General features: G+C 60.8%; 19 protein-coding genes and 1 riboswitch. Of the genes, 15 read left to right on the forward strand and 4 right to left on the reverse strand.

What is annotated here, in order from left to right; all coding sequences use genetic code 11:
- Entirely contained in the window at positions 1 to 810 is an 810-nt protein-coding gene (locus tag HUW52_RS19045) for an ABC transporter permease (protein WP_008088090.1), read from the forward strand.
- A gap of 16 nt (positions 811 to 826) precedes the next feature.
- Entirely contained in the window at positions 827 to 1,981 is a 1,155-nt protein-coding gene (locus HUW52_RS19050; RefSeq protein WP_095050091.1) for an ABC transporter ATP-binding protein, read from the forward strand.
- 221 nt (positions 1,982 to 2,202) lie between these two features.
- Here the strand turns inward: HUW52_RS19050 and map are convergent, their stop codons facing one another.
- The 3 genes from map to HUW52_RS19065 all read right to left on the reverse strand — a co-directional run bounded on the left by map (position 2,203) and on the right by HUW52_RS19065 (position 4,140).
- Positions 2,203 to 2,994, reverse strand: coding sequence for a type I methionyl aminopeptidase (gene map / locus HUW52_RS19055; RefSeq protein ID WP_175554564.1), 792 nt, complete (start codon positions 2,992 to 2,994; stop codon positions 2,203 to 2,205).
- Positions 2,991 to 3,218 carry a ParD-like family protein gene (locus HUW52_RS19060; protein WP_007918027.1) on the reverse strand — a complete coding sequence of 76 codons (228 nt, stop codon included), beginning with the start codon at positions 3,216 to 3,218 and terminating at the stop codon, positions 2,991 to 2,993. The genes map and HUW52_RS19060 overlap by 4 nt, the downstream gene beginning before the upstream one ends.
- 64 nt (positions 3,219 to 3,282) lie before the next feature.
- Complete coding sequence (locus HUW52_RS19065; protein WP_175554565.1) at positions 3,283 to 4,140, reverse strand: LysR substrate-binding domain-containing protein; 858 nt, start codon at positions 4,138 to 4,140, stop codon at positions 3,283 to 3,285.
- Positions 4,141 to 4,249: 109 nt separating this feature from the next.
- Between HUW52_RS19065 and phnD the strand changes: the two genes are divergently transcribed.
- The 11 genes from phnD to HUW52_RS19120 all read left to right on the forward strand — a co-directional run bounded on the left by phnD (position 4,250) and on the right by HUW52_RS19120 (position 15,581).
- Complete coding sequence (phnD, locus tag HUW52_RS19070; RefSeq protein ID WP_175554566.1) at positions 4,250 to 5,116, forward strand: phosphonate ABC transporter substrate-binding protein; 867 nt, start codon at positions 4,250 to 4,252, stop codon at positions 5,114 to 5,116.
- Positions 5,113 to 5,904, forward strand: coding sequence for a phosphonate ABC transporter ATP-binding protein (gene phnC / locus HUW52_RS19075; protein WP_175554567.1), 792 nt, complete (start codon positions 5,113 to 5,115; stop codon positions 5,902 to 5,904). Before phnD ends, phnC begins: the two co-directional genes overlap by 4 nt.
- Positions 5,905 to 5,906: 2 nt before the next feature.
- On the forward strand, positions 5,907 to 6,725 hold the full coding sequence (gene phnE / locus HUW52_RS19080) for a phosphonate ABC transporter, permease protein PhnE (protein ID WP_175554568.1): 819 nt from the start codon (positions 5,907 to 5,909) through the stop codon (positions 6,723 to 6,725).
- A gap of 109 nt (positions 6,726 to 6,834) precedes the next feature.
- Complete coding sequence (psrA, locus tag HUW52_RS19085; RefSeq protein ID WP_175554569.1) at positions 6,835 to 7,926, forward strand: iron-containing alcohol dehydrogenase PsrA; 1,092 nt, start codon at positions 6,835 to 6,837, stop codon at positions 7,924 to 7,926.
- Positions 7,927 to 8,056: 130 nt separating this feature from the next.
- Positions 8,057 to 9,352 (forward strand): MFS transporter, encoded by a 1,296-nt coding sequence (locus tag HUW52_RS19090; RefSeq protein ID WP_175554570.1) that lies wholly within the window; start codon positions 8,057 to 8,059, stop codon positions 9,350 to 9,352.
- A gap of 10 nt (positions 9,353 to 9,362) precedes the next feature.
- Positions 9,363 to 10,232 carry a LysR substrate-binding domain-containing protein gene (locus tag HUW52_RS19095; protein WP_175554571.1) on the forward strand — a complete coding sequence of 290 codons (870 nt, stop codon included), beginning with the start codon at positions 9,363 to 9,365 and terminating at the stop codon, positions 10,230 to 10,232.
- Positions 10,233 to 10,310: 78 nt separating this feature from the next.
- Positions 10,311 to 11,138 (forward strand): phosphonoacetaldehyde hydrolase, encoded by an 828-nt coding sequence (phnX, locus tag HUW52_RS19100; protein WP_175554572.1) that lies wholly within the window; start codon positions 10,311 to 10,313, stop codon positions 11,136 to 11,138.
- Between the two features lie 339 nt (positions 11,139 to 11,477).
- Positions 11,478 to 12,413: a Ppx/GppA family phosphatase gene (locus HUW52_RS19105; RefSeq protein WP_016987101.1), complete on the forward strand. Its 936-nt coding sequence runs from the start codon at positions 11,478 to 11,480 to the stop codon at positions 12,411 to 12,413.
- A 42-nt stretch (positions 12,414 to 12,455) separates the two neighbouring features.
- A riboswitch (cobalamin riboswitch) is annotated at positions 12,456 to 12,650 on the forward strand.
- Positions 12,651 to 12,793: 143 nt separating this feature from the next.
- The gene (locus tag HUW52_RS19110; RefSeq protein WP_175554573.1) at positions 12,794 to 13,807 is read left to right on the forward strand and encodes an ABC transporter substrate-binding protein; all 1,014 of its coding nucleotides are present in this window, start codon (positions 12,794 to 12,796) and stop codon (positions 13,805 to 13,807) included.
- Positions 13,808 to 13,815: 8 nt separating this feature from the next.
- Positions 13,816 to 14,820 carry an iron ABC transporter permease gene (locus tag HUW52_RS19115; protein ID WP_175555709.1) on the forward strand — a complete coding sequence of 335 codons (1,005 nt, stop codon included), beginning with the start codon at positions 13,816 to 13,818 and terminating at the stop codon, positions 14,818 to 14,820.
- Complete coding sequence (locus HUW52_RS19120; protein ID WP_175554574.1) at positions 14,817 to 15,581, forward strand: ABC transporter ATP-binding protein; 765 nt, start codon at positions 14,817 to 14,819, stop codon at positions 15,579 to 15,581. The genes HUW52_RS19115 and HUW52_RS19120 overlap by 4 nt, the downstream gene beginning before the upstream one ends.
- Here HUW52_RS19120 and HUW52_RS19125 read toward each other — a convergent pair.
- Entirely contained in the window at positions 15,520 to 16,071 is a 552-nt protein-coding gene (locus tag HUW52_RS19125) for a GNAT family N-acetyltransferase (RefSeq protein ID WP_016987097.1), read from the reverse strand. The two genes, HUW52_RS19120 and HUW52_RS19125, sit on opposite strands and share 62 nt — an antisense overlap.
- Before the next feature lie 427 nt (positions 16,072 to 16,498).
- Between HUW52_RS19125 and HUW52_RS19130 the strand changes: the two genes are divergently transcribed.
- Positions 16,499 to 17,875, forward strand: a complete 1,377-nt coding sequence (locus HUW52_RS19130; protein WP_016987096.1) for a pyridoxal-phosphate dependent enzyme — start codon at positions 16,499 to 16,501, stop codon at positions 17,873 to 17,875.
- Positions 17,872 to 19,044 (forward strand): cystathionine gamma-synthase, encoded by a 1,173-nt coding sequence (locus HUW52_RS19135; protein ID WP_016987095.1) that lies wholly within the window; start codon positions 17,872 to 17,874, stop codon positions 19,042 to 19,044. Before HUW52_RS19130 ends, HUW52_RS19135 begins: the two co-directional genes overlap by 4 nt.
- Positions 19,045 to 19,509: the final 465 nt, after the last annotated feature.

Below are 19,509 nucleotides of genomic sequence, written 5' to 3' on the forward strand. Positions count from 1 at the left end.
ATGCTCCTGACTCCCAATGCGATGAGCCGGCGCATGCGCTTCGGTCTCTACGCCACCACCGGGCTGATCGGTCTGTTCCTGCTGTTGCCGATCGTCTTTATCGTGCTGCTGTCGTTCGGTTCGTCACAGTGGCTGGTGTTCCCGCCACCGGGCTGGACGCTGAAATGGTACGGCCAGTTCTTCTCCAATCCTGACTGGATGAGCGCTGCCGCAGCCAGCCTCAAGGTCGCCGTGCTGACCACAATCTGCGCCGTCGCCCTCGGTTTGCCGACTGCATTTGCGCTGGTGCGCGGACGTTTTCCCGGCCGAGAAATGCTCTACGGCCTGTTCACCCTGCCGATGATCGTGCCGCTGGTGATCATCGCTGTGGCGGTGTACGCGCTGTTCCTCAAGCTCGGCTACACCGGGACCATGTTCGCCTTCGTCGTCAGCCATGTGATCGTCGCGCTGCCGTTCACCATCATCTCGATCATCAACTCGCTGAAGCTGTTCGATCAGTCGATTGAAGACGCGGCGGTGATCTGCGGCGCCTCACGGTTGCAAGCGGTGTTCAAGGTGACATTCCCGGCGATTCGCCCGGGCATGGTCGCCGGCGCCCTCTTCGCCTTCCTCGTTTCGTGGGACGAAGTGGTGCTCAGCGTGATGATGGCCAGCCCGACCCTGCAAACCCTTCCCGTGAAAATGTGGACCACCTTGCGCCAGGACCTGACGCCAGTGATCGCCGTCGCTTCGACGCTGCTGATCGGCTTGTCTGTTTTGGTCATGGTCATCGCCGCCGCACTGCGCCGGCGCAACGAAATCAGCGCCTGAGCGCCAGGAGTAAGACATGAGTGCCGTGATCAAAGACGCTTCTCAGCAGAACGACAAACCTCTCGTCAGCCTGCGCAATCTGAACAAACACTACGGCGATTTTGCCGCCGTCGACAACATTTCGCTGGACATCAAGGACGGTGAATTCCTCACCTTCCTCGGCTCCAGCGGCTCGGGCAAAAGCACCACGCTGTCGATGCTCGCCGGATTCGAAACGCCGAGCAGCGGCGAAATCCTCGTCAACGGTCAGTCGCTGGTGAATGTGCCGCCGCACAAGCGTGATATCGGCATGGTGTTCCAGCGTTATTCGCTGTTCCCGCATCTGTCGGTGCGCGACAACATTGCTTTTCCTTTGGCGATTCGCAAACTCGCGGCGGCTGAGCGCGACAAGCGCGTCGATGCGATGCTGAAACTGGTGCAGCTTGAGCAGTTCGCGCATCGCCGCCCTTCGCAACTGTCTGGCGGCCAGCAACAACGTGTCGCCATCGCCCGCGCCTTGGTCTACGAACCACGCATTTTGCTGATGGACGAACCGCTCGGTGCGCTGGATAAAAAGCTGCGCGAGGATTTGCAGGATGAATTGCGCCAACTGCATCGCCGTCTGGGCATCACCATCGTTTACGTGACCCACGACCAGGAAGAAGCCATGCGTTTGTCGCAACGCATCGCGATTTTCAGTCACGGCAAGATTGTTGGTCTGGGTAGCGGTTATGACCTTTATCAGAACCCACCGAATGCGTTTGTGGCGTCGTTTCTGGGCAATTCGAACTTCCTCAAGCTCAAGGCCCAGGGCAATGCGGCGGCTTCGTTTGAAGGACAGTCATTGTCGATTCGCCTGACCGCGGGGTTGCACACCGATCAGGATGTGTTGCTGATGGTGCGGCCGGAAAAGGCACTGGCGTTGAGCGTGGCGCAAGCGATCAGCGAACCGTTGCCGTCGGGTTGGAATGAGGTTTCAGCGAAGGTGGTGGAAGTGTTGTTTCTCGGTGAGAGCCAGACTTGCAGCGTGGTCACTTCGGGCGGCACGTCAATGACGGTGAAAGCGTTGTCGGCTGCTGGCATGCCGCTCAAGGCCGGGGATCCGGTGCAGGTGCGCTGGGCTACTGCCGACGCCTGTGTCTACACCGAATGGACTGAAAGCGACCTGAACAAAGCTGCGGGTGCTCACTGATAACTGCGGCGTCAGTTGGATCTGTTCCCCTCACCCCAGCCCTCTCCCAGAGGTAGAGGGAGCAGATCGGGGGATATTGTAGAAGTACGCCGACCTGAAAGCGCTGCAGTGAATCCATATTCACCGCGAGTCTTTCAGGTCGATGTCAGGCGCTGGACAACCCGGTCAGTCCCCTCTCCCTCTGGGAGAGGGCTAGGGTGAGAGAAACAGTCGACGCGGTATCAAACGATGGCGCGGAAGCCTTCGATTTCATCCGGCCAGGCGGTGAGGATTTCAAACCCGGTCTCCGTCACCGCCACCATATGCTCCCACTGCGCCGACAACGAGCCGTCCCTGGTCAGCACCGTCCAGCCATCCGGCATGTTCTTCACATGACGCTTGCCAGCATTGAGCATCGGCTCCACGGTAAAAATCATCCCCGCCTTGAGCTTCATCCCTTGATCGGGAAAGCCGTAATGCAGGATTTGCGGCTCGTCGTGATAGACCTTGCCGATCCCGTGCCCGCAGTACTCGCGCACTACGCTGAAACCTTCTTTCTCCGCCAGCGTTTGGATCGCATGGCCGATATCGCCCAACGTCGCGCCCGGTTTCACCACGCGAATGCCCGCGCACATCGCTTCGTAAGTGGTCTTGATCAGGTGCTGCGCTTCAGGTGTCGCTTCACCCACCACATACATGCGGCTGGTATCACCGAACCAGCCGTCCTTGATCACCGCGATGTCGAGGTTGACGATGTCGCCATCCTTCAACGGTGTGCCCGACGGAATGCCGTGGCAGACCACATCGTTGACCGAGGCGCAGACGGTTTTCGGAAAACCGTGATAACCGACGTTGGCCGGCACTGCTTTTTGCACATTGACGATGTAGTCGTTGCACAGTTTGTCGAGTTGATCAGTGGTGACGCCCGCCTTGACGTGCGGCACCAACATCGCCAGCACTTCAGCGGCGAGTTTGCCGGCAGCGCGCGATTGGGCGATGTCGGCCGGGGTGTTGATCTTGATCTGGTTTCTCATGCGCTGACGGCTTCCTGAGTCAGTTGTTGCAGATCCAGCCCGCCGTTCTGTTCGGCGCGGATCAGCAAGCGGCAAATGGCGCTGTGGTCGAGGTTGGGGTGCAGTTCGGCGAGCATGCCGATGCGCATCCAGTGCTCGGCCTGCGCGTTGATCGAGCGGCTGAGGGCGTTGCTGGAGATCCGCAGGTTCTCGTGCATGTCCTCTGAAATCTTTACGATGCCCATATATGAATCCGATACGATGTGTATATGGATCGTATATTAGCCAAGCCTTAAGCGAAATTGCAAATCAGCTCAGCGCCGCATCGAAAAACGATGAGATCAGCCGACTGGAACGCCGTTCGGCCAGACAGTACAGGTACGTCTCGGTAAACAGCTCTTCGCCTTCGATTCTGATCGTGCGGATGTTCGGGTCGGCAATGAACTCAGCTTCCGACACCACACCCAAGCCCAACCCGCGCACCACAGCCTCACGCAGCGCCTCACGACTGCCGATTTCCATTGCGATGCGCGGTTTGACCTGCGCTGCATTCAGCGCCTGCTCCAGCACCAGCCGCGTGGTGGAACCGGGCTCACGTTGTAGAAGCCGCTGCCCTTCCAATTCATCCAACCGCACGCTGCCGCGATGGGCCAGCGGATGCTCATGGTGGGCAAAGAGGATGATCGCGTGCCGCGCATAATGCACCGAACACAACGCCGGATCATCCTGACGCCCAGCCAACACGGCGATATCTGTCACGTAATTTTCCAGATCCGACAACACTTGCGCCGAGTTGCCGACGCGGATCGACACATCGATATTCGGATGCTGTTGCAAATAACTGTCGACCATCTCGATCACATGAAACGGCCCCACCGCACCAACCTTGAGCTGGCCGCTGTCGAGCCGTCCGGAATCACGCAGCAGGTTATGCGCTTCCAGTTCCAGCAGGGCGATGCGCTGAGCGATAGGCAGCAGTTGCCGACCCACATCCGACAACTCGATCCGCCGCCCACGCCGGTGGAACAGCTCGACGTTGTGCTGACGCTCAAGGGCTTGCACTTGCGTGGTCAGCGTCGGTTGGCTCAAGCCCGACGCCCGCGCCCCGGCACTGAAACTGCCGTGACGGGCGACGGCGAGAAAGGCCCGTAGTTTGGCGCTCGACATCCATAGACTCCATCAATAGTTAGCTGTCGTTTCGCATATTGAATTGATTGAATGACTGTCACGTGACAGACCTAGCCTGTGGCAACTCCCAACCACACCGTGGAATGCCATGAAAACAATTAACCAGTTTCTGCGTGTCGTCAGCTTCACCGCACTTGCCTTCGGCGCCAGCCAGGTCTGGGCCAAGGACAAACTGACCATTGGCCTGATCCCCTCCGAAGATTCCCAGGCGATGATCGAGTCGAGCAAACAGGTGCTCGACGATCTACAAAGCAAAATCGGTATGCCGGTGGTGCCGTTCGTGGCCACCGATTACAACGGCATCATTGAAGCGCTGCGCTCGGGCAAACTCGACGTCGCCTACCTCGGGCCTTTCTCCTACGTGCTGGCGACCTCGGTGGCGGACGTTGAAGCGTTCTCCGTGGCAGTGACCAAGAAGACCGGCCAGAGCGCGTACAAAAGCGTGATTCTGGCACGCAAGGACAGCGGCATTCATACCCTGGCCGACCTCAAGGGCCATACGTTCGCGTTCGTCGACCCGAGTTCGGCGTCCGGGCATCTGTTTCCCAAGGCTGGCCTTGAGCAGGCCGGTTTTGCTCCGGACAGCCTGTTCAAACGGGTGATTTTCTCCGGTTCCCACGACGCCAGCATCCTCGCGGTGGAGAACAAGAAAGTTGACGCGGCAGCCGTGGCTGACCGCATCTTCGCCAGCGCCGTGGCCAAAGGGGTGGTCAAGCAGGATGACTTCGAAATCGTCTGGAGTTCCAAGCCGATCCCCGAATCGCCGATGGTCTGGCGCAAGGCGCTCGATCCGGAACTTAAGAAGAAAGTCGCTGACGCACTGGCCTCGATCAAGGACGTGCCGTGGGGTGATCAGGGCGTGCTCAACGGCTTCCAGCCCACCACCGACGCGTCGTATGACGTGGTGCGCGAAACCGCCAAGGTGCTCGATCTCGATTTGCGGAGCATGAAATGATCAGCATCCGCCAACTGACCAAACACTACGGCAGCAACCCTGTGTTGCGCGGCATCGACCTTGAAGTCGCTGCGGGCGAGTTCGTCGTGGTGCTCGGTCAGTCGGGCGCCGGTAAATCGACCTTGCTGCGTTGCATCAATCGCTTGGCGCAGGCCGACAGCGGCACGCTGAATGTCGCCGGCATCGACGCCCTCGCCTGCCCTGACACCAGTGTTCTGCGCCGTGAAGTGGCGATGATTTTTCAGCACCACAACGTCGTGCCACGTTTGAGTGTGTTGAAGAATGTGCTGACTGGTCGCCTCGGTTCCGTCGGCACCCTCGCCTCGATACTGCAGCTGTTCCGCCGCGACGATGTGGCGCTGGCGATGCAGTGCCTGGAGCGCGTCGAACTGGCGCACAAGGCTGGTGAGCGCACCGATTCATTGTCCGGCGGGCAGAAGCAGCGCGTCGGCATCGCCCGCGCCTTGGCGCAACGGCCGCAGGTGATTCTGGCCGATGAACCGATCGCCAGCCTCGACCCGAAAACCGCGCGACTGGTGTTGCAGTACCTGCGCGATGCCACCCGCGAACTGGGCATCACCGTGCTGTGCAATCTGCATCAGGTCGAATACGCCCGTGAGTTTGGCGACCGCGTGGTCGGCCTCGCGCACGGCAATCTGGTGTTCGATGGCAAAGCGTCAAGCATGACTGACGCCGATCTGGCGCGAATCTATCCGGGGCAATTGGCGGACTCCTCCGCCGACATCCCGACGCCCACTCTGACCTATCGCGCCGCCTCGAGGGCTTGAACATGCAATCGCAAAACTACCAGTGGGTCGGCGATCGCCCTCGTGGTCCGCGCAGTTGGCTGACCACCGGCGCCGTCGTCCTGATCGTGCTGTGGACGCTGAACTGGAGCGCGCAAGGCGCGCAGCTCAGCCTTGGTGAACTGGCAGCGGGATTACCGCAGATCGGCGACTTTCTCTCGCGTACCTTTCCGCCGGACCTGAGCATCCTCCCGCGACTGCTGGCGCCGGCAGTGGAAACCCTGCAAATCGCCATCTGGGGCACCCTGCTCGGCGTGTTGCTGGCAGTCCCATTGTCGTTTCTCGCGGCACGCAATTTGAGCCGCAACCGCTGGGTATTTCACGCCACGCGTCAGGCCTTGAATTTCACCCGCAGCATCAACGAACTGATCCTCGCGCTGATCTTCGTTTCGGCGGTCGGCCTCGGGCCGTTCCCCGGCGTATTGGCGCTGGCGCTGCATGGCTTGGGCATGCTCGGCAAATTCTTCGCCGAGAGCATCGAAGAGATCGACCAAGGCCCGATCGAAGCGCTGCAAGCGACCGGTGCCCGGCCGTTGCAGGTGATCGTGTTTGGGGTTTTGCCGCAGGTCATCACCGCGTGGATTGCAGTGATTCTGTACCGCTTCGAGGTCAATCTGCGCTCGGCCACGGTGCTGGGAATGGTCGGCGCTGGTGGCCTGGGTTTCGAACTGGTGAGCAGCCTGAAACTGTTCAAATACCCGGAAACCGCGACCTGCATCATCGTCATTACGTTCATGGTGATTGTCGCTGACAGCATCTCCAGTCGCCTGCGCGCGGCGATCCAGAGCGGTTCAACACATTAACCGCCGCTGTTATCGGTTCAGCCGATTCAAACCTGCGATTTATCGATTTGTACCGTTGTCGACCGCCATCGAGTATGTGGCCACACGACAACAACAAGAAGGATCCACCATGACTGCCCGTTTTCAGAACCCCGTCGATACCCGCTTCGGCTGGGGCAGCCTGCAAGACCTCGCCGCCATCACCGAGCAGCAGACTGTCGCCCTCGTGACCTTCCCTGAGGCCCGAGGGCTGGGATTGGTGGACCGTTTGCAACGCCTGCTCGGCGAACGTCTGATCTACATTGTCGAAGACGTCCAGCCCAACCCCGACGTCGCCCATCTGCGCAACACCTACGAGCAGTTCTGGCAGCAGGCCGGTGATTGCGATGTAGTGCTCGCGGTCGGTGGCGGCAGCGCCATCGACACCGCCAAAGCATTGATCGTCGGCACCGAATCCGGCCGTTTCGATGAACTGTTGAGCCTGCTGGCGAGCGGCAAACCGTTCACCCCGGCCCGTTGCAAACAGCTGATCGCCGCGCCAACCACCGCCGGCACTGGCAGCGAAGTCACCCCGTGGGCGACGATCTGGGACAGCGCCAGCCAGAAGAAATACTCGCTGCATCTGGATTGCACCTGGCCGCGCGTGGCGATCATCGACCCGCAACTGATGCTCACCGTGCCGGCCAGCGTCACCGTGTCCACCGGGCTCGATGCGCTGTCCCACGCGTTGGAAGCGATCTGGAACGTCAACGCCAACCCGGTCTCCGACACTTTCGCCATTTCTGCGATTGAAGACATTCTCGAGTGCCTGCCGCATCTGCAAAAAGATCTGTCGAGCCAAGAGTTGCGCACACGCATGGCACTGGCCGCACTCAAGGCCGGGCTGGCGTTTTCCAACACCAAAACCGCGCTGGCACACTCGATTTCTTATGAGATGACCTTGCGCCATGGCTTGCCCCACGGCATCGCCTGCTCCTTCACCCTGCCGTTGGTGCTCGGCCTGGCCTGGGGTCATGACGCAACACGTGACCGGATTCTGCAACGGGTATTCGGCGAGGATCTGCTCAGCGCACAACAGCAGTTGCGTGAGTTCCTGCACAGCCTTGGGGTGAAGACCGAATTTGCCGATTACGGCGTCTCGGCCAAGGATGCCGAAGCCATCATCCACCTCGCGATGCAGGGCGCGCGCGGCAAGAACTTCATCGGTTCGCAAGCCGCCTGACGTCCCCGAAAACGGAACGACCCAAGCACAGCCGGCGGCGTACAACGCTGCGGTGATTTCCTGTTGCACCGAAAAAGAGTGCACCCGCCGACGACAAACGGCGGGACTCCACAACAATAAGGAAAAGATCATGAATCGTGCCCAAACCATGCCTGGTCTCGCCGTACGTTCTGCCTCGTTCCGGGTCGCGCAGTGGCGCATGCTGCTGGCGGCGATGTTCTGTTACCTGTTTTTCTACACCGGCCGGCAGACCTTCGGCTTTGCCATTCCGGGGATTCAGGCCGAGTTCGGCCTGAGCAAGGAAACCCTCGGCTGGGCTTCTGCCGCGATGCTGTGGGCCTACGCGATTGGTCAGGCCATCAACGGCAACCTCGCCGACAAGTTCGGTGGCCGGCGCATCATGACGCTGGGTGCGGTGTTGTCCTGCGGTGCCAACTGGGTGACCAGTTTTGCCAGCGGTTTCACCAGCCTGATTCTGCCGTGGGGCGTCAACGGCTACTTCCAGGCCTTGGGCTGGGCACCGGGCGGGCGGCTGATTGCCAATTGGTGGGCAGCGGGTGAGCGCGGCAAGGTCTATGGCTTCTACACCTTCGCCGCCGGTTGCGCGTCGATTCTGTCGTACGTCACCTCTATCGTTGTGCTCGAAGTGCTGCAACTGGAATGGCGCTGGATCTTCCGTTTGCCCGTGCTGCTGATGCTTGCCGGCGGGATCATTTTCTATCTGGTGGCGCGCGAACGGCCGCAGGATCTGGGCTTCGAACCGGTGGGCGATACCGGCGTGGCCAACGCTGACGACAAACATCAGGAAGCCGCGCAGGGAGAAGTCGAGTCCTCGGCACAACGCTATAAAGCCGTGCTGAGGAATCCCCGGCTGCTGATCGCCGCTCTGTCACTGGGCTTTCAGAACGCAGCGCGCTACGGCTTGATCGTCTGGGTGCCGGTGCACTTTCTCGGCGCCAACTGGAAAAGCGGTGACAGCATGGTCGATCCGAAATGGATCACCGTCGCCCTCCCCGTCGGCATGGCGGTTGGCGCGTTGAGCAACGGCTGGGTGTCGGACAAGCTGTTCGGCTCCAAGCGGTATCTGGCGATCATGCTCTATATGGTGCTGGGGGCGGCGACCAGTCTGTGGATGTGGAGCCTGCCACCGCACAGCGTGATCGGCCTGGTGGCGCTGTTCCTTTGTGGCTTCTTCGTCTACGGCCCGGCCTCGAGTTTCTGGGCGCTGTGTCCTGATCTGGTTGGCGCCAAACGCGCCGGCACCGCGACCGGGATCATGAACTTTTCCTCCTACCTGTTCGCCGGCCTGGCCGAGCCGATGATTGGTCGTCTGCTTGACACCACGGCAAACACGTCTCTCATCTTCATAGTGGTCACCAGCGCCTGCCTGTGCAGCGCGGCAGTGGCATTGTTCATTCGACGCTGACGGGGCTTGCATGTACCAGTATCACAAGTGGTTGCGTTCGTTTCATGCGGTGGCCAAGACCGGCAGCTTCACCCTCGCGGCGGAGTACCTCAGCGTCGGCCAGCCGACCGTCAGCGAGCAGGTCAATGCGCTGGAGAAAACCTTCTCGGTGGAGCTGTTCCATCGCCGTGGACGCTACATCGAAATGAGCGCTGCCGGGCACAAGCTTTACGCAATCACTCAAGGTCTGTTCGGCCAGGAAGATGAAGCGGTGCAACTGCTGCAGAGTTTCAAACAACGTAAAAACGGCATGTTGCGCCTCGGCGCGGTGTCGCCGCCGATCGCGATGAACCTGACCTATGAGCTGATGCAGCGCCACCCGGATATTGAACTGGAAACTTCGTTTTCCTCGGAAAAGGACACCCTGGCGCGGTTGTTCAACTTCGATATCGACGTGGCGATTCTGGCTTTGTCGGAATTCGATGAGCGCTTCCATACGCGGCTGTATCACCGCTATCCGATCATCGCCGTGGTGCGCGATGACCATCCGTGGGCTAGTCAGGCGCAGGTTCACATCAGTGAAATCAGCCGCGAGAAATGGGTAATGCGCGAGCAAAGTGCGCGCACCCGGCAACTGGTGGAAGAAAGCTGCAAGCGCCTCGACATCGCCCTCAACCGCGTCATGCAACTGAACAGCCGCGAAGCCATCGTGCACGCGATCGTCAAAGGCATCGGTATCGGGTTTGTCTCGGCCGTCGAGTACGCCGAAACCCCGGGCACCACGCCGATCACCTTTGTCGATCACCCGTTCTTTATCGAATACCACCTGTGCTGCCTTGGCATCCGCAGGAACCGACCAGTGATTGCCGAACTGTTTGATTCCAATCCACCGCTGACCTGATCAGCAAAATCAAACCTTGAAACCGCCTACCTCATTGCCGAGGGACGGCCCACGCTTACCCGAAAACGGAGATTGACCATGCAGTACCAACAACCGACTCACCTGCAAGCCGCGATCCTTGACTGGGCCGGCACCGTTGTCGATTTCGGCTCGTTTGCGCCGACGCAGATTTTCGTCGAGGCCTTTGCCGAGTTTGGCGTCGCGGTGTCGCTGGAAGAAGCGCGCGGGCCAATGGGCATGGGCAAGTGGGATCACATTCGCACGCTGTGCAACCTGCCGCAGATCGCCGAGCGTTATCGTGCGGCGTTTGATCGCGTCCCGAGCGACGACGATGTGACGGCGATCTACGAACGTTTCATGCCGTTGCAGATCGAGAAAATCGCCCTGCATTCGGCGTTGATCCCGGGGGCGCTCGAGGCGATTGCGGCGTTGCGCAACAAGGGTTTGAAAATCGGTTCGTGCTCCGGTTATCCGGCGGTGGTGATGGCCAAGGTCGTCGAACTGGCGCGGGAAAATGGCTACATCGCCGACCATGTCGTCGCCACCGATGAAGTCCCCAATGGCCGGCCGCATCCGGCGCAGGCGCTGGCTAACGTGATTGCTTTGGGCATCGATGACGTGGCGGCGTGCGTCAAGGTCGATGACACCTGGCCAGGGATTCTCGAAGGGCGCGCCGCCGGCATGTGGACGGTGGCGTTGACCTGCTCGGGCAACGCACTGGGCCTGAGCTATGAGCAATACAAGGCGTTGCCGTCGGATCGACTGGCTGAGGAGCGCGCGCGAATCGGCAAGATGTTCGCGCCTTCGCGCCCGCATTACCTGATCGACACCATCGCCGAGCTCCCGGAAGTGATCGACGACATCAATGCGCGTCTGGCCCGGGGCGAAACTCCTCAGTCCTGCTAACTCCCCACTACCCCTGTAGGAGCTGCCGAAGGCTGCGATCTTTTGATCTTGCTCTCAAAAACAAAGTCAAAAGATCGTCCGATCGCGGCCCGAGCCTTCGGCAGCTCCTACGGGGATTTCGCTGAATTTTGGGCAAAAAAAAGCTGCCAAAACTGGCAGCAAAAACTTTAAGAACACGCGATGTATTGGCCTCAGCATAGACGCCGGATAATGACAGTGTCATGACAGCCACACATTCATTGAACCGCCCCCACCCCGTCATCAGGATGTCATCAAGATCACGGCAGAATCCTCGCAAACCGTCTCGCGCCTCCCGACGGGTGCTTTGCAAGGATTCCCATGAAAGACGACGCCTCGCTGTTTGCCGCCATCGACCTGGGTTCGAATGCCTTTCGCCTGATGATCGGCCAGTCAGTGCGCAGTCGAAAGGGCTTGCAGATTCAGGAAGTGAAAACCCTGCGCGAACCGGTGCGCCTCGCCGAGGGCTTTGACGGTGGTGCACTGGATGCACTGGCACTGGATCGCGGCTGGCAGGCATTGGCGCGGTTCGGCAAGAAGCTGCGCGGTTTCGAGGCCGGCCGGGTGCGCGCGGTGGCCACCAGCGCGGTGCGTGAAGCGGACAACGCGCAGCTGTTTCTCGCCAGTGCCGAACGGCATCTGGGCTTTCCCATCGATGTCATTTGCGGCCATGAAGAGGCGCGGCTGGTCTACGCCGGCGTGACCCACGCGTTGCCGAGCGCTGAAGACCTGCGCCTGGTGGTCGACATCGGCGGCGGTTCCACCGAGCTGATCCTCGGTCAGGGCGCGCAACCGTTGCTCACCGAAAGCATCGCCATCGGCAGCGGCACCTTGAGCACACGCTTTTTTCGCGGCGGCGACCTGTCCGCCGCTGCGTTACAGGAAGCCGAACGTTTCGCCATCCTGCAGTTTGAAAAAGTTGCCCGGCGCTACCGTGCTCAGGGCTGGCAGCAAACCATCGGCTCTTCCGGCACCGCGCGCATGCTCGCCAAAGTGCTCAAGGCCAATCGTCTCAACGACTTTGGCCAGGACGGCATCACCTACGGCGGGCTCCTACGCCTGTCGTTGCTTCTGCTGAAGGTGAACAACGTCCAGCAACTGAAACTGGCCGGGCTGCAACCTCATCGCCAGAGCATTCTGCCCGGTGGTCTGGTGTTGATGCTGGCCGCCTTCAAAGTGTTCGGTATCGCGCAGATGGTGCCGTCGGAACCGGGCCTGCGTTTAGGCGTGCTGCACGGTTTGATGAGCCAGCACTAATCCTCCCCACGGCAGATTCGTCTCCCCTTCAGCGGCTCGATCGACTACCATGCCGCCGTCGGTTCCCGAAGGGGACTAATAGGGAATCCGAGGTGCTTGCTCAGCACTGACCGGAACTGCCCCCGCAACTGTAGGTGCCGAGCCTGCTCCACGACTGCCACTGGGTAAATCCCGGGAAGGCCGGAGCCAGGCGATGACGCATCAGTCAGGAGACCTGCCGGCACAGTGACTACTAACCGGCGGGGTGTCCGGGAAGGACATCGTGCCGTGCGCGTCAACGCTTGATGCCCGGCCTTGCGCTGTTTTCCTGACCGCGTTCGATGGTGTGTTTCCAATCCGTACTCTCCCGCTCCGCGTACGGATTCCCCGGAGACTGCCTCATGCTGCTGCCCCGCGTTGCCACCTTCATCACCGGCCTGAGCCTTTGCACCCTGGCCCACGCGGCACCGACCGCTTACCCGCTGACGGTAGAAAACTGCGGCAGCACCCTCACCTTCCAGCACGCCCCGACGCGCACCGTGACCATCGGCCAGGCCGGCACGGAAATGCTTTACGCCATGGGCCTGAGCGACACAGTCGTCGGCACTTCGCTTTGGTTCAACAACGTGCTGGATAAATACAAGGCGCAGAACGACAAGATCGAGCGCCTGGCCGACAACGAACCGAGTTTCGAATCGGTGATCGGCAAGCGCCCGGAGTTGGTCGCCGTGGAGCTGGAATGGATGGTCGGCCCGCAAGGTGCGGTGGGCACTCGCGAGCAGTTTCATGAGCTGAAGATTCCAACCTACCTGCTGCCCTCCGATTGCGAAGCCAAGGACAACCTCGTCGGCGCCGACGGTACGCGGCTCGCACCGTTTCGCATCGAGACGATTTACAAGAGCGTAAGCCAACTGGCGCAGATCTTCGATGTGCAGGAGCGTGGCCAGCAGCTCAACGACGAGCTCAAGGCCAGCCTCGCCCATTCGATTGCCACCGCCCAAGGCAAACAGCTCAAGGATGCCAGCGCGCTGGTCTGGTTCTCCAGCGCACAAATGGACATCGAGCCATTCGTGGCCGGGCACAAAGGCATTCCCGATTTCATGCTCAGCACCCTCGGCGTGCGCAACGTGGTGGAGTCCGATGAAGAGTGGCCAACGGTCGGCTGGGAAACCATCGCCAAGGCTAATCCGACCTTCCTCGTCATCGCGCGCATGGATCGTCGACGCTTCCCCGCTGACGACTATGAAAAGAAACTCGCCTTCCTGCGCAGCGACCCGGTGACACGCAACATGGACGCGGTGAAACACAACCGCATCATCATTCTCGACGCCATGGCCATGCAGGCGAGCCTGCGCATGTTCGATGGCATCGAGCAACTGGCCACGGCCATCAACGGCTATGACCTGTCGCAATGAGTGCCAGCCTGATCCGCACGCTGTTGGCCTTGGCCACACTGTTGATTGCAGTGGTCGCCGGCGTGGCCATCGGGGAAACCTCGATTGAACCGGGCGTGGTCGTGCAAGTGCTGGCCAACAAGCTGTGGGGCGCCGGTTACGCACTCGACCCGATTGACGAAGGCATCGTCTGGAACTACCGCCTGACCCGCGCACTGGTCGCGGCGGCGTGTGGTGCCGGCCTGGCGACGTGCGGGGTGATTTTGCAGTCGCTGTTGCGCAACCCGTTGGCCGATCCGTATCTGCTGGGGATTTCTGCCGGGGCTTCGACCGGCGCGGTAATGGTCGCGCTGCTCGGGGTTGGCGCCGGAATGATCTCGCTGTCAGTCGGTGCCTTCGCCGGCGCGGTCACGGCGTTCGTGCTGGTGATTCTGCTGGCGCGAGTCAGCGGCTCGGCGAGCGGCACCGGGCAAATCATTCTCGCGGGGATCGCCGGCTCGCAGCTGTTCAACGCGCTCACGGCGTTTTTGATTACCCGCTCGGCCAGCTCCGAGCAGGCACGCGGGATCATGTTCTGGCTGCTGGGCAATCTCGGTGGCGTGCGTTGGCCGTCGGTGTGGTTGGCGGTGCCGGTGGCCGTGTTTGGGTTGGTCGTGTGTCTGTGGCATCGGCGGGCGCTGGATGCGTTCACCTTTGGCATGGACTCGGCGGCGTCTCTCGGTATTCCGGTGCGACGCGTGCAGATTCTGCTGATTGGCTGCGCGGCGCTGGTGACGGCAGTGATGGTGTCGATTGTCGGCTCGATCGGTTTTGTCGGACTGGTGATTCCCCACGCCGCGCGGCTGTTGCTTGGCACCGGTCACGCGCGGTTGCTGCCGGCCAGTGCGTTGGGCGGCGCGGTGTTTCTGATTGCCGCTGATGTGCTGTCGCGCACGTTGATCAAGGGCCAGGTGATTCCGGTCGGGGTGATTACCGCACTGGTCGGTGCGCCAGTGTTCGCCTTGATTCTGGTTGGCCGCAGGTCCGCACGATGAACAGTGTTTTGAGTTGTTCTGATCTGAGCTTCAGAGTGCGCGGCGCCGACTTGCTCAACGGTGTCAGCCTTGAGGTGCAGCGCGGCGAAACACTGGGCATCGTCGGGCCGAATGGCTCGGGAAAATCCACCCTGTTGAAATTGCTGGCCGGGTTGCGCGAACCGAGCGCCGGCGAGGTGCTGCTCGAAGGTCAGCGACTCGGCAAAATGGCCCGACGCAGCATTGCGCAACAGCTCGCGGTGGTCGAGCAACAGGCCGACACCGACGACGGCATTCGTGTGTTTGATGCCGTGGCGCTGGGGCGAACGCCTTGGCTGTCGGCGCTGCAACCGTGGTCGGACGCGGACGACGCCATCGTCCAGCAGGCACTCGCCGACGTTGACGCCATGCACTTACGCACGCGTCTGTGGCGCAGCTTGTCGGGTGGTGAACGACAGCGGGTGCACATCGCTCGGGCATTGGCTCAACGACCGCAAATACTATTGCTCGACGAGCCGGCCAACCACCTCGACATTCAGCATCAACTGACCATTCTCAACGTGGTGCAGACGTTGCCGGTGACCACGCTGATCGCCCTGCATGATCTCAATCAGGCGTTGAAATGCGATCGTCTGGCGGTGTTGGAACGGGGGCGGCTGGTGGCATTGGGCGCGCCGTTGGAAGTGCTGACACCGCAGCGGTTACAGGACACTTTCGGGGTCAGGGCGCACTACCTGACGGACCCGTTCGATGGGGCGCAGATTCTTCGATTCCACTCATGACATCCTGCATGTGCGTCGTCTGCCAGACCGGGTCAGCGTCGACCTCGATAATCTCGAAGCCCTGCCGTTGCCAGAACTCGATGGCTCCCGGCAGAAACGGATGAGTGTGCAGGTAGATCAGCTCGACCCCGTCGGCGAGTGCCATTTCCTTGAGTGTTCGATACAGCGCGCCGGCCAGCCCTGAGCGTCGCTGCGAAGGCAGGACGAACAGGCGGACGACTTCCACCACGTTACGGTCAGGCCAGGCAAGACGCGGGAAACGTCGGTCGTAAGGCAGATAACCGATGGAAGCGACGATCTGCCCTTGCTGGCGAGCAATCAGAAAACGCCCTTTCCCACCCAGATAAACCTCGGCGAAACGCGCCAGATCGTCTGGCATACCCGTTGCGCTGAGCTTGGGGAAAAGCTCGGCGCGGGCCGCCAGAACAAAATTCAGCACCTCGCCAATGTCTGCTTCAGACACGGCCTGAATGATCGGTTGATGACTCATGTAGTGCAAACGCCTCGACTGCGGCCGGTCAGAGTAACAACACCCTACCCTGTGCTGCCATGGAAATTCCCCGAACCTGAATGTCATGCCCCGGCAGGATCAACACCTTCATTGGCTGACCCGCCACCATCTTCGGCAGCCGATAACTGCGCGATGTGAAATCTTCCGGACAGTTTTCGCAGCAGGATATTGCTTCGCAAATCAAGCCGTCCATGGTCGGGAAGACGCCCTTTGAAAACTCAATGACGCCTCTGTGTAAACGCACGTTAACCCGTCCGGCAAGTCTTTGATTTCGATCTATCGTTAGATCGAAATGGCTGTATTGACGACCGACTAAAGGTTGCGACAGCCGATGTCTGAGCCTATGTTGCACGCGAGTCTTTTCCCCGCGATTGGAACGCGATCAACACCATTAAGAGGTGAAGAAATGTCAAAGGAATCACGCCCTGCCGTACTTGGGCTGATCGGCAATACTCCGCTGGTTCAAGTCACCCGCTTCGACACCGGGCCTTGCACGCTGTTTCTCAAACTCGAATCGCAGAACCCCGGTGGCTCGATCAAGGACCGCATCGGTCTGGCGATGATCGACGCCGCCGAGCGTGATGGTCGCCTGCAACCCGGTGGCACTATCGTCGAAGCCACCGCCGGCAACACCGGCCTGGGCCTGGCACTGGTGGGTCGCGCCAAAGGCTATCGCGTGGTGCTGGTGGTGCCGGACAAAATGTCCACCGAGAAAGTCCTGCACTTGAAAGCCATGGGCGCCGAAGTGCACATCACCCGCTCCGACGTCGGCAAGGGCCATCCCGAGTATTATCAGGACGTCGCCGCACGTTTGGCGAAAGACATTCCCGGTGCGTTTTTCGCCGACCAGTTCAACAACCCGGCCAACCCGCTGGCCCACGAATGCAGCACCGCGCCGGAGATCTGGGCGCAGACCGAACATGACCTGGACGCGATCGTCGTCGGTGTCGGTTCCGCCGGCACGCTGACGGGCCTGAGCCGTTTTTTCAAACGCGTGCAGCCGGATCTGGAAATGGTCCTGGCCGACCCGGTCGGCTCGGTGATGGCGCAATACAGCCGCGACGGCTCCCTGCCAACGCCCGGTTCATGGGCGGTGGAAGGCATCGGCGAAGACTTCATTCCGTCGATCACCGACCTCTCCAGCGTGCGCCACGCCTACTCGATCAGCGATGAAGAAAGCTTTGATCACGCCCGCCAGTTGCTCAAGGCCGAGGGTATTCTCGGCGGCTCGTCGACCGGCACCCTGCTCGCTGCGGCGCTGCGTTATTGCCGTGAACAGACCGAGCCGAAACGCGTGGTGAGTTTTGTCTGCGACACCGGTACGCGTTATCTGTCGAAGGTCTACAACGACCAGTGGATGACCGATCAGGGCCTGTTGCAGCGCAAGGGTTACGGTGATCTGCGTGACCTGATCGCCCGCCGCTTCGAAGACGGCCGCGTCATCAGTGTCGGCCCCGACGACACCCTGCTGACCGCGTTCCAGCGCATGCGCCTGGCCGATGTCTCTCAATTGCCGGTGCTGGTGGAAGGCAAGCAACTGGTCGGCGTGATCGACGAATCCGACATCCTGCTGCCGGTGCACGAAGACGCCGCGCGCTTCAGTCAATCGGTGTCCAGCGTGATGACCGACAAGCTGCAAACCCTCGCGCCCGGCGCCAGCCTTGCCGAGCTGGAAGCGGTGCTCAGCCGTGGCCTTGTCGCCATCATTGCCGATGCATCGGGCTTCCATGGCCTGATCACCCGCACCGACATGCTCAACCAATTACGGAGATCCCTCGCATGAGTCAGCACGACGATAAATCCCAAGGCTTCGCGACCCGGGTGATCCACGCCGGGCAGGAACCGGACCCGACCACCGGCGCGCTGATGCCGCCGATCTACGCCAACTCCACCTATCTGCAAGACAGCCCCGGCGTGCACAAGGGTTTCGATTACGGCCGCTCGCACAACCCGACGCGTTTTGCCTTGGAGCGTTGCGTGGCGGACCTTGAAGGCGGCACCCAGGCGTTTGCCTTTGCTTCCGGGCTGGCAACGATTTCCACGGTGCTCGAACTGATCGATGCCGGTTCGCACGTCATCTCCGGCAATGACTTGTACGGCGGCACGTTCCGCCTGTTCGACAAGGTCCGTCAGCGCAGTGCCGGACACCGTTTCAGCTACGTCGATCTGACTGACCTGGCGGCGTTCGAAGCGGCGCTGCAGGACGACACACGCCTGGTGATTGTCGAGTCACCGACCAACCCGCTGCTGAGCCTCTCGGACCTCGCCGCTATCGCCCGTATCTGCCGCGCTCGCGGGATCATCAGCGTGGCCGACAACACCTTTGCCAGCCCGTATATCCAGCGGCCGCTGGAGTTGGGTTTCGACATCGTGCTGCACTCGACCACCAAGTACCTGAACGGTCACTCCGACGTGATCGGCGGTATCGCCGTGGTCGGCCAGAACCAAGAGCTGGCCGAGAAGCTGGGCTTCTTGCAGAACGCTGTCGGTGCGATTGCCGGACCGTTCGATGCATTTCTCACCCTGCGCGGGGTGAAGACTTTGGCGCTGCGCATGGAGCGTCATTGCAGCAATGCGCTGGATCTGGCGCAGTGGCTGGAGCAGCAACCGCAGGTCAAACGTGTCTACTATCCAGGACTGCCGTCGCATCCACAGCATGAGTTGGCCAAGCGCCAGATGCGCGGTTTCGGCGGGATGATTTCGGTTGATCTGAACAGCGATCTGGCCGGTGCGCGGCGGTTTTTGGAGAACGTGAAGATCTTTGCGTTGGCGGAAAGTCTGGGCGGTGTGGAGAGCCTGATCGAGCACCCGGCGATCATGACTCACGCGACCATTCCGGCTGATACCCGGGCGAAACTGGGGATCGGCGATGGCCTGGTGCGTCTGTCGGTGGGGGTTGAAGACGTCGAAGACCTGCGCGCTGACCTGGCGCAGGCGCTGCAATCGATCTGACCTGGCAGGAACGACAAAGCCCGCACGAAGCGGGCTTTGTTGTTCGAGTAGGCGGCCAGTGCTGGTCTCTGGCTTACAAGGTTTATCGGGCTTCCCACAGTACCGGGTCAAATTGAAAGTTAGTGCCTCGGCTGCTTCACACGGCATAAGGGCTGGATCTCAGCGCGGAGATCTTTCTAACCGTGTACCTTTCGGAGCGCGCCCCACGCCCCCTTGCTATCCGATTGCGCATCAGTCTGCGTCTTCGCCTACATCTTTGAGCCTAGCAAAGGCTCGCCGACACGAATCAGTGTTTTTAGACTGATTCGAGCTTTGCCCCAATCGGGCAGGAAGAGAAGCGCCTAACGGCCGTCGATCCCCCCGCCGTGCCGGCTCGCAATCGCGATCTATACTCAATCAGTTCGATCATGATTCTGTCGACACCCGCACGCCTGACGGTGTGTCGGTGCCTTTCGTCCACCAGTC

The sequence above is a fragment of the Pseudomonas sp. 43A genome (assembly GCF_013363935.1).
In the GTDB taxonomy this organism is placed as follows: Bacteria; Pseudomonadota; Gammaproteobacteria; order Pseudomonadales; family Pseudomonadaceae; genus Aquipseudomonas; species Aquipseudomonas crudilactis.